We start from the raw sequence: 15,243 nt of genomic DNA, 5'->3' as shown, positions 1-15,243 counted from the left end.
CGGCCGCGCAGCTGAGGCCGAACCGTTCTCCGGCCTCTCAACCCTCCTCGGGACGGGACCGGGACCCGTCGAGCGGAGTCGCGAGGACGATCCGCACCAGCGGGCCGCCGTCGCGGGCCTCACCGGCGACGCGGAGCCCGATCTTCTCGGCGACGCGCTGGGAGGCGCTGTTCTCGGGATGGATGATCGCCACGAGGCGTTCCGCGAGGCCGCACCGTCGAGCCAGCTCGAGACACGCGGTCGCGGCCTCCGTGGCGTAGCCCCGCCCCTGCAGGGAGGAGCGGACGTGGTAGCCGACCTCCAGCTCGGGGACGCCGTTGACGCCCTGCCAGGTCAGGCCGCAGTCCCCCACGAACTCGCGGTCCGTGGTCTCGATGATCCACAGCCCGAAGCCGTCGCGCTCGTAGTTGCGCCGGTTCCAGGCGATCCAGTCGGCGGCCTCAGCGCGGGTCTTCGAGGCCGGGTAGTAGCGCATCACTTCCGCGTCGCCGAGCAATCCGGCCAGGAGATCGACGTCCGCCGCGGTCATTTCGCGGAACCGGAGTCGTGCGGTGTCGAACGGCAGCATCAACGCCACGCTTCCGGCACGGCACGCTCCCGCAGGTCTCGATACGCCGCCGCCTGCGGCTGATCCGCTCTGCGCCCAGAGGGATCGGAGGGCCGGACCGGGTGGGGGAAGTGACCTGAAAGGACACTGTCCGACGACCGTTCAGTCGTGTCCACCCGGCCCGGTGAAGTCATCCGACCGGATCGCGAGATCCGGAAGGAGACACGACATGGTAACCAACGCCGAGCGGTTCTGACCAGGGGGCGCGGGGATCGGCACGGAGAGCAGCTGCATCACGTCGGTCCTCGATCTCGCCGGTCGGGTCCGGTAGCAGAGCGCGGAGCCGCCGCATCCCTGCTGATCGAGTAGCCCGCGCAGCGGGCGTATCGAGATCCACCGTCGTCGGAAGGCGAGTCTGCAGACCCGTCCTGCTGGTGACGGCGGGTCTCGATACGCCCCTGCGGGGCTACTCGACCAGCATGACGGGGCGCAGGCGCGTCCTCTCCCTCACCACGGAGACGCGAAGCGGCTTCGCCCCCGCGGGGCTACCCGACCAGCATGACGGGGCGTAGCCGTGTCCTCACCCTCACCGCAGAGACGCGAAGCGGCTTCGCTGCTTCGCGGCTACTCGATCAGCGTGAGGCGCGAGCCGCGCGCGCGTCCTACTTCTTGGCCTTGGCGGCGGCCTTGGCCGCCTGCTTCGTGGCGCGGACCTTGGTCAGGGACTCGGGCGAGACGATGTCGGCGACCGAGCGGAACGAGCCCTCCTCGCCGTAGGCGCCGGCGGCCTCGCGCCAGCCCTCGCCTTCGAACCCGCGGCGCTTGCCGAGCAGGGCGACGAAGATGCGGGCCTTCTGGTCGCCGAAGCCGGGCAGTGCCTTGAGGCGGGCGAGCACCTCGCGGCCGTCGGGGTCGTCGCGGGTCCAGATGGCCGAGGCGTCGCCGTTCCAGTCGTCGACGATCGCGCGGCAGAGGGTCTGCACCCGGCCGGCCATGTTCGCCGGGTAGCGGTGGATCGCCGGGGGCGTCCGGGACAGATCCGAGAACCGGTCCTCGTCGAAGTCCGCGATCGCGGCCGCGTCGAAGGACGACCCCTCCTCGGCCAGGCGCTGCTCGAGCTTCAGCGGCCCCGAGAACGCCGTCTCCATCGCCACCTGCTGATCCAGCAGCATGCCGATCAGCAGGGCGAGCGGGTCGCGGGTGAGCAGCGCGTCGGCGTCGGCGTCGTCGGTGATGTGCAGGGCGGAGTCGGCGGTCATCCTCCAGGGATACCACGGACGGCGGGACCGCCGCCGAGCAGTGCCCGGACGGTGCGGTCGATCGTGCTCAGCGCGGCGGTCAGCTCGAGATCGCTCGCGCTGCCGTAGCCGAGGACCAGCGCCTCCTCCTCCGCGCGGTCGGCCAGGGCGTAGTCGTCGAGCGGAGCGACGAGGAGCCCCTCCGCCGCGAGTGCCGCGACGACCGCCCTCGCCGTGAGCGGCGCGGGCAGCCCGAGCACCACGTGCAGCCCGCCGTCGAGTCCACGCGCCGAGCCCCAGTCGATCGCCTCGGAGAAGTCGCGGACCAGCCCGCGACGGTGCGCGTAGCGGCGCCGCGAGCGGGTGAGGTGCCGCCGGAAGCCGCCGCCCGCCATGAACGCGGCGAGCGCCTCCTGCGTCGGGCCCGAGACGGAGGCGTCGCGCTCGGCGTCGACCTCCCGCACCGCCCCGTGCAGCCACGACGAGGGCGGCAGAGTCAGATACGCCACCCGCAGCCACGGCGACACCGTCTTCGAGAACGAGCCGACGTGCGCCACTCCCCCGCCGCCGTCGAGCGACGCGAGCGCCGGCAGCGGTGCGCCGACGTAGCGGAACTCGCTGTCGTAGTCGTCCTCGATCACCAGCAGCCGCTCCGTCGCCGCGCGGCGCACCAGCTCGAGCCGGGCGGCGAGCGCCAGGCGCCCTCCGGTCGGGTACTGATGCGAGGGCGTGACGACCACGACGTCCGCGCCGCTCGTCGCGAGCGCGTCCAGGTCGATGCCGTCCGCGTCGACCGGTACCCCGACGACCTCGTGGCCTTCCGCGCGCAGCCGCCGCCGCACCGCCGGGTAGCCCGGGTCCTCGACCGCGACCCGCACCGGACGGCCGAGCGCGGTGGCGGCCGCCCGCACCAGCAGAGCGACGGCGTCCGCGGTCCCGCTCGTCACGAGGACGTCCTCCGCCTCGACGTCGATCCCGCGCGAGCGCCGCAGCTGCTCGGCGATCCGCCTCCGCAGACCCGCGTGCCCCGCCGCCGACGGCAGCTCCGAGGGCGGCGCCGAGAGCGCCGGCCGCCAGGCGGCCCGCCACTCCGGCCCGTCGAGATCGCGCGTGTCCGGGCGCCCCGGCCGCAGATCCAGCCGGGCCGTCGCCGGCACCACCGCCGGCTCCGCCCGCTCGACCCGGGACCGGATCGGCACGACCACCCCGTCGGCCGCCACCGTCACCGCCGCACGAGGATGCGCCACGAGGTAGCCCTCGCCGACCAGCTGATCGACCGCCGCGACGACCGAGCCGCGCGAGACCCCCAGCTGCTGCGCCAGGACCCGGCTGGACGGGATGGCGTCGCCGGCCCCGAAGCGCCCGTCGAGCACCGCCGCCCGCAGCGCTTCGGCCAGCCCGGAGCGGACCGCTCCGCGCTCCGGCGCCCGCAGCAGCAGCGGCACCTCGAGATCACCGGACGCCATGGACTTCCCCGTTCTGGACCACTCGACCTGTGGCTCCCTGGCATTCTCGCAGATCCAGTGCGGACGCGATCCTCGGACCATGGACACCCTCGACACCACCGACCGCACCCGCGTCACCCGGCTCCGCGACCGCCAGGTCCTCGACCGCGGCGCCCTGGACGCCCTGCTCGACGAAGCGCTGATCGCGCACGTCGCCGTCGTTCGCGAGGGGGCCGCGATCGTGCTGCCGATCCTCTTTGCCCGCGACGGCGACGACCTCCTCCTGCACGGCTCGAGCGGCGGCGGCCTCCTGCGCGAGGCGGCGCGCGGCTCGCTGCTCACCGTCGCCGTGACCCTCGTCGACGGCCTCGTCGTCGCCCGCTCCGCCTTCGACAGCTCGATGAACTACCGCTCCGCGATGATCCTCGGCCGCGCCGAGCCCGTCGAGGGCCCCGCCAAGGCCCGCGCCCTCGACCTGCTCACCGAGCGCTTCCTCCCCGGCCGCTCCGCCGAGATCCGCCCGAGCACCGTTCGCGAGATCGCCGCCACCCTCGTCCTCCGCCTGCCCCTCGCCGAGGCGAGCCTCAAGATCCGCGCCGCCGGCCCCTCCGACGACGACGCCCAGACCCCCGGCGTCTGGGCGGGCACCGTCCCCCTGGTCACCCGCACCCTCCCCGCGGCGCCGGCCCCCGGCTCCGCTCCCGAGCTGCCCGCGTCCGCGACCGCCTTCACCCGCACGGTCGACAGCACGGTGCCGCCCTTCCGCTGATCCCGCACCGTCCTGGGAGGACGAGCCTGCAGACCCGCCCCGCTGACTACGCGGGTCTCGATACGCCCCTCCGGGGCTACTCGACCAACATGGATGCGCCCCTGCGGACCACTCGCCCAGCACGACTGCGGCGCCGTCATGCTGATCGAGTAGCCCGCGCAGCGGGCGTATCGAGATCCACCCGCGTCAGAAGACGAGTCTGCAGATCCTCCCGGTTGACGACCGCGGGTCTCGATACGCCGCTGCGCGGCTACTCGACCAGCATGAGCTGCTTGCTGATCGAGTAGGGCGCGGAGCGGCCGTATCGAGATCCACCGTGTCTGAGACGGCGGGTCTCGATACGCCCCTCCGGGGCTGCTCGACCAGCATGGATGGGCCCCTCCGGGGCTGCTCGACCAGCATCGGGAGCCCTCAGCCGAGCACGAGGCGCGGGTGCGGTGCCTCGTCGCGGCTCCTGGCTCGGGTCTGGCGGGCGCGCCGCAGGCGCGCGGGAAGGAGTCGCGGCGAGGTACCGCACCCGCGCCGTCACGCAGTGACGCGCCGCCCCGGCCGCACGTGCACCGTCGCGAAGCGACGCGCCGAAGTGGACCCTACTTCGTGTCCTGCCTCGGGAACACGACCTTCTGCACCACGATGATCACCGAGGCCGCCACGGGGATCGCCACGAGGGCCCCCAGCACGCCCGCGAGCGTGCCGCCCGCGACGGCCGCGATGACGACGACGGCGCCGGGCACGGACACGGCGCGGTTCATGATCCGCGGGCTGAGGACGTACGCCTCGACCTGCATGTAGACGAGGTAGTAGATCGCCGCGACGAGCGCCGTCACCGGCGAGGCGAGCAGGCAGGCGAGCGAGATGATGACGGCGCCCGAGATCGTCCCGACGAGCGGGATCAGCGAGCCGAGGAAGGCCACGCAGGCCAGCAGCGCCGGCACCGGGCCGCCGATGATCAGCAGCAGGATGAAGGTCAGCACGCCGTTGACGGCCGCGAGCGAGACCTGGCCCACGACGTAGCGGCCCACCGCGCCGGTGATCTCCTCGCCGACCTCGCGCGCCTTCGGGCGGTGGGAGGCGGGCGCGAAGCGGTAGGCGACCGACTTCATCGAGCGCAGCGAGGCGAGGAAGTAGAGGGTGAGGATCAGCACGATGATCGCGCCGGTCACGCCGCTCGCGATGCCGCTGCCGACCGCGAGGATGCCGCCGCCGAGCGAGAGCAGGTTGTTCGGGTTGCCGATGAAGCTCTGCACGTTGCCGATGAGCGAGTCGACGTCGACGACGCCGCTGAGCTGCCGCTCCAGGTCGAGCACCCACGGCTGCGAGGCGATGTCGGAGACGATCCGGGGAGCGCTCGTCACGAAGATGGTGAGCTGCTCGATCAGGATCGGGATGATGTAGAGGAGCAGCCCGGCGAAGATCAGCAGCACCGAGGCCAGCACGATCGTGATCGCCAGCGCGCGCGGGATCCTCTTGCTCTCCAGCCAGGAGACGAGCGGGTCGAGGCCGAGGGCGAAGAACAGCGCGACGAAGACGTAGGTGAGCACCGTGCTCAGCGAGACGACGAGCCCGCCGACCACGAGGGCGACGAGCACGCCGAGACCGCCGAACAGGCCGATCCGGAACGAGCGGATGGTGAACTGCGGTCGCTCCGGGTCGCTCGACACCACGATGTCGGGTTCGACGACGGGCTGGGCCGGCGCGGCGGCACGCCGGCGGGAGCGGGCGAAGGCGCGCGGGGTGATCATGCGTCGAGCGTAGCGGGGCGCGGACGGCCGCCCGCGCCGCGGGAGAAGGCTTGACGGACGGGCGCCGGAGGGGTGGTGGGCCGCGTGGCCGGCGGCCCGCTCAGTGCTCGGGATCGTGCTCGTCGACGGCGGCGTCGTCGCGGTGCAGCTCGGCGTGCCGGTCCCACTCGGCGAGCAGCTGCTCGATCGCCGCGTGGAAGCGGGCGGTCGCGGCTCCGGGGCTCGTGTCGCCGAAGTAGTGGGCGACCCAGCGCTCGAGGCGCTCGACCGCCGCCTCGTCGTGCTCGACGCTCTCGAGCCGGGCGACGATCGCGGCCGCGTCCTCGGCGCGCAGCCACTCCGCATCGCCGAGGTAGCCGGACTCGTCGACCTCGGCCGCCGGGCTGATCGGCCGGGTGACCAGCAGCGGGCGGCCGGTCGCGAGCCGGTCGTAGACCATGGCCGAGACGTCCAGCACCGCGATGTCGGCGGTGAGCTGCCAGCCGAGCTCGGCGGAGGTGTCGTGCACGTGCCGGGCCGCCGGATCCGCCGCGTTCGCCGCCGCGATCAGCGCGACGATCTCGCGGTCGGAGGCCCCGTAGGCCGGGTCGACGGCGCCGCTGCGCGGGTGCGGCCGGTAGACGAGGCGGTAGCGGGAGTCGGCCAGCAGGGCGCGGGTGAGCGCGACGCCGTGGGTGCGGATCGAGCCGTAGCCGGCGGCGGGGCGGTCGCCCTCCCAGGTGGGGGCGTAGAGCACGACGCGGCGCTCGTCCGCGGGGTAGGGAGTGCGGCCGGAGACGTGGACGGCCTGCGGGCGGCCGATGGCCACGGCGCGCTTGTCGAAGTCGAAGTCCCAGAGCACGCGGCGCAGGCGGGCGAGCGCGGCGTCGCCGGCGATGAAGCTGTAGTCGTACGCCTTGAACTGGTTGGTCGTCATGTACATCTTGTCGCTCTCGCCGTGGTTGACGAAGACGTGCCAGCGGCGCCCGTAGCGCATCATCTGGAAGTTGCGCGCGTTCTGGTTGACGTAGAGGACGATCCGCAGCGGCTGCTCGTCGATGGCGGTCTCGAGGTCGGCGACGGAGCGCACGTGCGCGACCGGGATCGGGCTCTCGCGCAGCAGCGCCCGGGTGGCGGTGGCGTTCCGGGAGAGGAGGACGACCGGATGGGTCTTGGCGAGCTCCTGCAGCGGCGCGTACCACTGGCGCAGCTGGTAGAGGTTGATGTCGCCGTCGGCGAAGTAGACGCCGATCTCGAAGACGCCGGGCGTCAGCGGCGCGCGGGCCGCGAGCTCGCGGGCGACGTCGCGGCGGGCCCGCCGCGCTGTCAGCAGGTCGCCGGCCACTCCGCGCGCCAGTGTCGCGTCCCGGAGCAGACGGGAGAGGACGGCGCGGGGTGCGGGTGTCATCGGACCAGGGTACAAGCCGGGTTTGAGCATGCTGATCGAGCAGCCGGAGCGGTGTCCACCATGCTGATCGAGGAGCCCGCGCAGCGGGCGTATCGAGATCCACCGCGGCCTGAAGGTCGGCTCTGCAGACCGGCGTCCGTGCGACGGTGGGTCTCGATACGCCCCTCCGGGGCTACTCGACCAGCATGGATGGCACCGCGTGCTGGGGGACGCCGGGTCTCGATACGCCCCTCCGGGGCTACTCGACCAGCAGGTTATGGGCTCCTGCGGGGCTACTCGATCTGCAGGTGAGGGGCCGGGGTCACGCGCAGCCAGACGAACTGCAGGGGGGCGAGGCGGAAGCCCTCGCGGAGGTCGACGGCGATCTCGGTGACCAGGTCGACCGCCTCGGGAGCGAAGCCGCCGAAGCGCTCCGGCGCGACCTCCTGCGCCTCGTCGGAGACGTTGGCCAGGACGAGCACGGCCTCGCCGTCGCCGGGGCGCTGGTAGCCGAGCACGTGGTCGTTGACCGCGTCGAAGACGGTGAGCGCGTTGCCTGCGAAGAGGTCGGTCCGCTTGCGGATCGCGATCAGGTGCAGGAGCCCGCCGAAGATCTCGGCCGCGTCGGCGCCGGGGGTCTCGCGCTCGGCGTATCGCTCCGCGGGCCGCCGCGGGCGGTTCACCCAGCGGGAGTCGCCCGCGGTGCTCGGGTCGTCCAGGTAGCCGTGGTCGTTCAGCTGTCCCACCTCGTCGCCGAGGTAGAGCAGCGGCAGACCGCCGGTGCTGAGGGCGATGGAGTGCGCGAGCAGCACCCGGTCGATCCCGTACGGGTCGCCGGCCTCGACGCCCGCGAGCGAGGCGGTCGTGCCGGACACCCGGCGGTCGCCGGTGCGCGGGTTCTCCTGGAACGGCACGCCCCGGGCGAAGGTCCCCTCGAAGCGGTCGGTGTAGAAGTCGTTGAGGAAGCGCCGGTGCCCGGCCGCGTCGATGCCGAGCTCGGCGGCGTCCTCGTCGGCGAAGGTCCAGCCGATGTCGTCGTGCCCGCGGACGTAGTTGACCCACGCCGTCCCGGCCGGCAGCGCGTGCCGCCGCTCGAGCGCCTGGGCGAGCAGCCGGACGTCGCGGGTCGCGAGCGCCTCCCAGGTCAGCGCCATCTGCAGCGGGTTGTAGGAGAGCTGGCACTCCTCGAGGTCGATGTACTCGATCACCTCGTCGGGGTGCACGATCGCCTCGGACTTGAACAGCAGCGACGGAGCGGCGAGCCGGCAGACCTCGTTGAACGCGCGGAGCAGCACGTGCGCCTCGGGCTGGGACTCGCAGGTGGTGCCGAGCTCCTTCCAGATGAAGGCGACCGCGTCCATCCGCAGCGCGTCGACGCCCTGGTTGGCGAGGAAGAGCATCTCGCCGGCCATCGCGCGGAAGACCTCGGGGTTCGAGTAGTTGAGGTCCCACTGGTAGCGGTGGAAGGTCGCCCACACCCAGCGGCCGTCCTCGAGCTGCACGAAGGAGCCGGGGTGGTCGTCGGGGAAGATCTCGCGGGTGGTGCGCTCGAAGGCGTCCGGCTGCTCGCGGTCGGGGTAGATCCAGTAGTAGTCCTCGTAGCGCTGCTCGCCCGCGAGCGCCTTCCGCGCCCACTCGTGCTCGTTCGAGGTGTGGTTGAAGACGAAGTCGACGACGAGCGCGATGCCGTGCTCGCGCAGCTCGGCCGCGAGCAGGCGCAGATCGTCCATGTCGCCGAGGTCCGGGCGCACGCGGCGGTAGCTGGACACCGCGTAGCCGCCGTCCGACTCCCCCTCCGGAGCGTCGAAGACCGGCATCAGGTGCAGGTAGTTGAGCCCGATCTGGCGGAAGTAGGGGATCTCGGCGCGCAGCCCCGCGAGGTCGCCGGCGAAGCGGTCGACGTAGCAGACGCCGCCGAGGGCCTTGTTGGAGAGGAACCAGTCCGGGTGCTGCCCGCGGGCACGATCGAGCGCGCGCAGATCCTCCGGGCGCTCCTGCCAGGAGGTCGCGGCGAGCTCGACCAGGGCGACGATCTGCTCGACGAGGTCGTCGCGATGCGCGTAGACCGCGGCGAGCAGGTCGACCAGCCGCGGGAGGCGGGCGTCCAGGCGCGACTGGAACTCGGGATCGGCGACCGGTCCGCCGAGGGCGTCCACGCGGGAGCGCACGTCCGCGATCAGGTCGTCGGGGGTGGGCACCGGCTCGTCCAGCACTGCACCGGGCAGAGCTGTCGAGGGGAGTTGCGTCGAATCGAACACCGTCGTCCTTCCGAGGGGCGTCCGCCCGGCGGGGGGCGGATTCCCCGATGCTAGACGATCGGGGGACGCCCGGCGACCGTCATGCGCAGCAGCGTCCGGCCTGCCAGAATGCGGCGCTCCCCGGGGTCGGCGGTCCAGCCCTCGCGCCAGCCCGCGAACCAGGCCCGGAGCGCCGCACGGTCGTTCCGCCAGCGCAGGCACTGGATCGCGGTCCACGAGCCGACGTAGGCGAGCGCCAGCGGAGCCGGCAGCGAGCGGCGGGCGAGCCACACCCGGTTGCGAGCGTTCAGCCGGTAGTAGTCGGCGTGCCGGGTCGGCTGGATCACAGGGTGCTGGGCGACGAGCTCGCCCGCGTACCAGGTGCTGCGCCCGGTGTCCCAGACCCGCCAGGCCAGCTCGATGCCCTCGTGCGCGTAGAAGAAGGGAGCGGCCCAGCCGCCGGTCTGCTCGAAGACGTCGCGGCGCAGCACCACCGCACCCTCCCAGACCGAGAAGACGGGTCCGGAGCGGCGCGGGTCGCCCTTGAGGATGCGCGGGGTCCAGCGCCGGGGCGCGGGTGCGCCGTCGACGCTGTCGACGCGCGGCTGCACCATGCCGATCCGGCGCGGCGAGGCGAGCAGCGCGATCGCGTCGCGGAGGAAGCTCGGCGAGGGCACGCGAGCGTCGTCGTCGAGGAAGAACAGATACTCCCCCGTCACTGCGGGGACGCCGGCGTTGCGGCCGGCGGGGATGCCGAGGTTCTCGGGGAGGGCGAGCGCGCGGACGCCCTCGGGCAGTCCCTCGGGCGTCCAGCCGTTGCCGACGCAGACGACGTCGAGCTCGACGCCCTGCTGGGCGAGGACGCTCGCGAGCCCGGCCGCGAGGTCGTCGGGACGCGTGCCCTGGGTCAGGACGACGACGCCGACGCGCGGCAGCCCGCCCGGCTCAGGACCGGACACGCTTGGACGCCATGATCGCGACGAAGTGGCCGACGAGCGCGAGGAGCGCGAGCGGCAGCAGCGCCGACACCAGCACCCGGTCGGCCGTTCCGGCGCCGACGACCAGCCCGACCAGGCTCGCGGCGAAGGCCAGCATGGTCAGCTCGACCGAGTGGTACAGCCGGTGGAACGGCAGGAACCGCGCGGCACGGCGCAGGCGGGCGAGAGCGGAGGAGGACGGCGTCGCCTCCCCCTTGGTGTCGGCGAGTTTCGTCAGCCCGGCGTTCGCCCGGGCGACGTGCACCATGTCGTTGAGCGCCTTGTTCAGCACGATCACGAGCGCGAGTGCGAGGCCGATCGAGGTCCAGAGGAAGTCCTCCGGAGCGTCGAAGGGGATCCCGGCGGCGCGCAGTCCGAGCGCGATCGGGATCAGCGACTCGGTCGTGTAGTGGCCGACCTTGTCGAGGAAGACGCCGGCGGGCGACGAGGTGCGGCGCCAGCGCGCGACCTCGCCGTCGCAGCAGTCGACGAGCATCTGCAGCTGGCCGAGGATCAGCGCGAGGGCGGCGCCGGCGATCCCGGGGATCAGCAGCGCCGCGGCCGCGCTCCAGCCGACCATGATCATCAGCCCGGTCACGCCGTTGGCCGAGATCGAGGTGCGCAGCAGCTGCATGGTCAGGTACGGCGAGAAGCGCCGCAGGTAGAGCGACGCCGTCCAGTGCTCGGCGTTGCGCCGTCCGCGGACCTCGGGCGGCTGGGCGACCGCGCGGAGCTCGGCGATCGATCGCGGTCTGGCGGTGCTGGTCATGCGTCCCTCGCGGAGTCGGCGGCGGAGTCGGCCGCGGGGTGGTGGCGGTGCGCCGCGATGTTGCTGGTGAGGCCCGCGAAGCCGAGCACGAAGCCGGTGCCCCAGGCCACGTGGATGGCGGGGATCACGACGAGGAACCACAGCATGGTGCGCGGTCCGTCGACGCGGGCGACGGCGGTCGTGGCCGCCGCCACGAGGGCGAGGTAGCCGACCGGGACGACGAGGCCGATCAGCAGCCAGGGCGCGGCGCCGAGCAGCGCCTGCAGCGCTCCGGCGACCCCGGCGAGCAGGCCGAGGGCGAGCAGCGCCACGAGGACGGGGGGTGCGAAGTAGCGGAGGGACCGCGAGGCCGGGAACAGCCGCGTCAGCTCGCCCCGCCACATCCCGGTGGAGAGGAACTGCCGCAGCAGCGCCCGCATCGACGGCCGGGGCCGGTAGGTGACGGTGAGCCGCGGGGTGAACCAGACGAGGCCGCCCGCCTCGCGAAGCCGGCGGTTGAGCTCCCAGTCCTGGCCGCGCTTGAAGCGCTCGTCGAAGAGCCCGGCGCGCTCGAGGGCGGAGCGGCGGAAGACGCCGAGGTACACGGTGTCGGCCGGGCCCTCCTCGCCGCCGACATGGTGCGGGGTGCCGCCGAGGCCGATCCGCGAGCCGTACGCCCGGGCGACGGCGCGCTGGAACGGCGTCAGCCCCTCGGCCGCCATCACTCCGCCGACGTTCGCGGCGCCCGAGCGCTGCAGCGCCTCGACGGCGATCCGCGCGTAGTCCGGCGGGAGGACGGAGTGCGCGTCGACGCGGACGACGACGGGGTGCCGCGAGGCGCGGATCGCGGCGTTCAGCCCGGCGGGAGTCGAGCCGACGGCATTGGCCACGACGCGGATCCGCTCGTCGGCCGCGCTGAGCTCGGCGACGAGCCGCTCGGTGCCGTCGATGCTGGGCGCGAGCGCGAGGACGACGTCGAAGGGCCCGGTGTAGTCCTGAGCCAGCAGGGAGTCGACCGCCGCCCGCACGTGGGTGACCTCGTTGAGCACGGGCATCACGTAGGAGACGCCGGGCAGATCGGGGAGGTCGTCCGTCGGGGTCTCGGGCTGCATGGGTCCAGTTCGTGAGGCGGGGCCGGGCGTCCTGGCCGGACGCGGGCGCCCCACACTACCAGCGGGTCGCGCACCGCCCCGCGGACGCGGAGCAGCCCCCGGGGACGGATCCCCGGGGGCTGCCGCTCACTGCGGAAGGAGTCAGCTGGTGGCCATGGTGCCGAGCGTGACGTCGACCTCGAAGGTCTTGCCGCTGCGCACGTAGGTCAGCTTCACGTCGGCGTTCGCGGCCTGCGCGCGCACCTGGGCGGTGAGGTCCGAGGCGCTCGTGATCGGCGTCCCGGCCACGCCGGTAACGATGTCGCCCGCAGCCAGGCCGGCGGCCTGCGCGGCACCGCCGCTGGTCACCTCCTGGATCTTCGCGCCGAGGACGTCCTGGGTGGAGTCCGACACGCTCGCGCCGAGCAGGCCGTGCGTGGCGGAGCCGTTCGCGATGATCTCCTTCGCGACGCGCTCGGCGATGGCACTCGGGATCGCGAAGCCGACGCCGATGTTGCCGGACTGCCCGCTCGAGCTCGAGGACTGCCCCGCGCTCGCGATCGCCACGTTGACGCCGATCAGCTCGCCGTCGCTGTCGAGCAGCGCGCCGCCCGAGTTGCCGGGGTTGATCGCCGCGTCCGTCTGGATGACGGGCAGCGAGATGGTGCTCGTGGCCGGCGTCTGCTGGGTCTGGCCGGGGATGTCGAAGTTGAACGGGCTCTCGGTGCTGCCGCTCGAGCTGTCGCCCGAGTCGTCGGGGGCGGCGGAGGAGGCGACCTGGATGCTCCGGTTGAGCGCGCTCACGATGCCGTCGGTGACGGTGCCGGAGAGGCCCAGCGGCGCGCCGATCGCGACGGCGGTGTCGCCGACGTTGACCTCGGTCGAGTCGGCGAAGGTCATTGGGACCAGGTCGGTCGCGTCGGCCAGCTTGATCACGGCGAGATCGAGTGTCGGGTCGGTGCCGACGATGGTCGCGGTGAAGATGCGGCCGTCCTGCGTGGTCACGGTGACCGCGCCGTCCGAGATCTGGCCGTCGAGGGTGACGACGTGGGTGTTGGTGAGGACGTAGCCGTCCTTCGAGAGGACGATGCCCGAGCCGGTGCCGGACGAGGAGCTGCCGGCGACGGCGATCGTGACGACGCTCGGCGTGGCCTTGGCGGCGACGGCGGTCGCGGTGGTCGCGTCCTCGGCGTTGTTCACCGTGATCGTCTGCGAGCCGCTGGAGGACACCACGCGGGTGCCGGCCCCGTTGGAGGCGGACCAGAGGCCGAAGACACCGGCTCCGGCGACTCCGCCGACGACCGCGCCGATCGCGAGGGCCGCGACGACGCCGACTCCGGCGCGGCGCTTGGTCGCGGTGGGCGGGCCGACCGGGGGCTGGCCGCCGCCGAACGAGCCCTGCTCGCCGACGGGCGGCTGCTCGGTGCTCTGCACGGTGTGCGCCGCGGGAGGGGCGAACTGGCCGTAGCGCGGGGTCGGCGGGACCGGCTGGGCCTGGTTCCCCTCCGCCGAGTTCGACGTGTAGGACGGGAGGGGCTCGGTGGGCCCGGTGGACGACGACGGCACTCCGGTGCCCGAGGGGTACGTGGGCTGTCCGGGGGTGTGCTCGCCGGAGATGGGCTGGTTCGCCTCGTGGCGGCGATCCTCCGGCGTGCGGGGATCCTCCGGCTGACGAGGACCGTCGTGACTCTCGGTCATGGGTGGTGCTCCTTCCAAGCGGGGATAGCTTGACCAGGGAACCTGTGCGTTCCTTATGACGCGCCTGCGAGCGGCACGCCAATGCCCGCCGGTGCGCCCGCGGGGCCCCAGCCGCCAGACTGGCGGGGTGAGCATCCACGGATCCTGGACCCGCGCCGCCGCCGGCGCCGGTCTTCTCGGCCCGAGCGGCGAGGTCGCCGCCACCGTCTTCAGCGAGATGAGCGCCCTCGCCGCGCGGACCGGGGCGATCAACCTCGGTCAGGGCTTCCCGGACGAGGACGGGCCGCAGGAGGTGCTCGAGGCGGCGCGCGCGGCCATCTCCGCGGGCCTCAACCAGTACCCGCCGGGGCCGGGCTTCCCGGTGCTCCGCGAGGCCGTCTCGGCGCACCAGCGGCGGTTCTACGACCTCGCCGTCGACCCGGACGGCGAGGTGCTGGTCACGACCGGCGCCACGGAGGCGCTCGCGGCGACGCTGCTCGCGCTCCTCGAGCCCGGCGACGAGGTCGTCACCTTCACTCCGCACTACGACGCCTACGGCGCGCTGATCGCCCTGGCCGGCGGCGTGCACCGCACGGTCCCGCTGCGGGGGACGGACTTCCACGTCGACCACGAGGAGCTGGCGGCCGCGGTGACCGACCGCACCCGGGTCATCCTGGTCAACGACCCGCACAACCCGACCGGCTCGGTGCTGCCCGCCGAGACCCGGGAGCTGATCGTGCGGCTCGCACACCGGCACGACGCGCTGATCGTCACCGACGAGGTCTACGAGCACCTGCGCTTCGACGGCGGCCACGTGCCGATCGCGACGCTGCCCGGCGCCCGGGAGCGCACGCTCACCGTCTCCTCCGCGGGCAAGACCTTCAGCACCACCGGCTGGAAGATCGGCTGGATCACCGGGCCGCGCGCGCTGATCACCGCGGTGCTCGCGGTGAAGCAGTTCCTCACTTACGTCAGCGGGTCGCCGTTCCAGGGCGCGGTCGCCGTCGGCCTCGGGCTGCCCGACGCGTTCTTCACCGGCATCGCGGCGACCCTGGAGCGCAAGCGCGACGTGCTCTCCGCCGGGCTCGCGGCGGCCGGCTTCACGGTGTCGCCGTCGGCGGGGTCGTACTTCGTCGTCGCGGACGCGGCTCCGCTCGGCTGGGACGACGGGGTCGCCTTCTGCCGGGCGCTGCCCGGTCTCGCCGGGGTGGTGGCGGTGCCGGTCTCGGCGTTCTGCAGCACCGAGGACGCGGACGCCTACCGCTCGCTGGTGCGATTCGCGTTCTGCAAGCGCTTCGAGGTGCTGGACAGCGCGGCGGAGCGGCTAGCTGTAGTTCCCCGTGAGGTTGTGGACGCGTTCTGCGGGGGTTGATCCGCCGATTCCGGTGTGGGGTCGGTGGTGATTG

Annotated in this window: 11 protein-coding genes and 1 pseudogene; 2 read left to right on the top strand and 10 right to left on the bottom strand. The window is 73.2% G+C overall.

The features are described 5' to 3' along the window. Positions 1-37: 37 nt before the first annotated feature. From MT351_RS12290 to MT351_RS12280, 3 genes are all read right to left on the bottom strand, one after another. A complete protein-coding gene (locus MT351_RS12290) occupies positions 38-568 on the bottom strand; it encodes a GNAT family N-acetyltransferase (RefSeq protein ID WP_243582318.1) in 531 nt (176 codons plus the stop codon). Between the two features lie 641 nt (positions 569-1,209). Then, a complete protein-coding gene (locus MT351_RS12285) occupies positions 1,210-1,806 on the bottom strand; it encodes an HhH-GPD-type base excision DNA repair protein (RefSeq protein WP_243582317.1) in 597 nt (198 codons plus the stop codon). Further along, positions 1,803-3,251 carry a PLP-dependent aminotransferase family protein gene (locus tag MT351_RS12280; RefSeq protein WP_243582316.1) on the bottom strand — a complete coding sequence of 483 codons (1,449 nt, stop codon included), beginning with the start codon at positions 3,249-3,251 and terminating at the stop codon, positions 1,803-1,805. The genes MT351_RS12285 and MT351_RS12280 overlap by 4 nt, the downstream gene beginning before the upstream one ends. Positions 3,252-3,330: 79 nt before the next feature. Here MT351_RS12280 and MT351_RS12275 point away from each other — a divergent pair, with 79 nt between their 5' ends. Beyond that, positions 3,331-3,999: a pyridoxamine 5'-phosphate oxidase family protein gene (locus tag MT351_RS12275; RefSeq protein ID WP_243582315.1), complete on the top strand. Its 669-nt coding sequence runs from the start codon at positions 3,331-3,333 to the stop codon at positions 3,997-3,999. A 590-nt stretch (positions 4,000-4,589) separates the two neighbouring features. On the opposite strand, the gene MT351_RS12270 is transcribed toward MT351_RS12275, so the two are convergent. From MT351_RS12270 to MT351_RS12240, 7 genes are all read right to left on the bottom strand, one after another. Next, the gene (locus tag MT351_RS12270) at positions 4,590-5,741 is read right to left on the bottom strand and encodes an AI-2E family transporter (RefSeq protein WP_123705088.1); all 1,152 of its coding nucleotides are present in this window, start codon (positions 5,739-5,741) and stop codon (positions 4,590-4,592) included. Positions 5,742-5,841: 100 nt separating this feature from the next. After that, a complete protein-coding gene (locus tag MT351_RS12265; RefSeq protein WP_243582314.1) occupies positions 5,842-7,128 on the bottom strand; it encodes a hypothetical protein in 1,287 nt (428 codons plus the stop codon). Positions 7,129-7,400: 272 nt separating this feature from the next. Beyond that, positions 7,401-9,275 carry an amylosucrase gene (locus MT351_RS12260; RefSeq protein ID WP_243582386.1) on the bottom strand — a complete coding sequence of 625 codons (1,875 nt, stop codon included), beginning with the start codon at positions 9,273-9,275 and terminating at the stop codon, positions 7,401-7,403. A gap of 140 nt (positions 9,276-9,415) precedes the next feature. After that, positions 9,416-10,303: a glycosyltransferase family 2 protein gene (locus MT351_RS12255; RefSeq protein WP_243582313.1), complete on the bottom strand. Its 888-nt coding sequence runs from the start codon at positions 10,301-10,303 to the stop codon at positions 9,416-9,418. Further along, entirely contained in the window at positions 10,290-11,090 is an 801-nt protein-coding gene (locus MT351_RS12250) for a CDP-alcohol phosphatidyltransferase family protein (protein WP_243582312.1), read from the bottom strand. Before MT351_RS12250 ends, MT351_RS12255 begins: the two co-directional genes overlap by 14 nt. Then, positions 11,087-12,181 carry a glycosyltransferase family 2 protein gene (locus MT351_RS12245; RefSeq protein ID WP_243582311.1) on the bottom strand — a complete coding sequence of 365 codons (1,095 nt, stop codon included), beginning with the start codon at positions 12,179-12,181 and terminating at the stop codon, positions 11,087-11,089. Before MT351_RS12245 ends, MT351_RS12250 begins: the two co-directional genes overlap by 4 nt. Before the next feature lie 141 nt (positions 12,182-12,322). Continuing rightward, complete coding sequence (locus MT351_RS12240; protein WP_132437762.1) at positions 12,323-13,858, bottom strand: S1C family serine protease; 1,536 nt, start codon at positions 13,856-13,858, stop codon at positions 12,323-12,325. A 127-nt stretch (positions 13,859-13,985) separates the two neighbouring features. Between MT351_RS12240 and MT351_RS12235 the strand changes: the two are divergent. Further along, a pseudogene (locus MT351_RS12235) lies at positions 13,986-15,173 on the top strand (aminotransferase class I/II-fold pyridoxal phosphate-dependent enzyme); the annotation flags it as partial. Positions 15,174-15,243 lie beyond the last annotated feature (70 nt).

This window comes from Rathayibacter sp. VKM Ac-2926 (assembly GCF_022815565.1).
In the GTDB taxonomy this organism is placed as follows: Bacteria; Actinomycetota; Actinomycetes; order Actinomycetales; family Microbacteriaceae; genus Rathayibacter; species Rathayibacter festucae.
The sequence above is the reverse complement of the archived record's forward strand: the minus strand, read 5'-3'. Positions and strand labels throughout refer to the sequence as shown.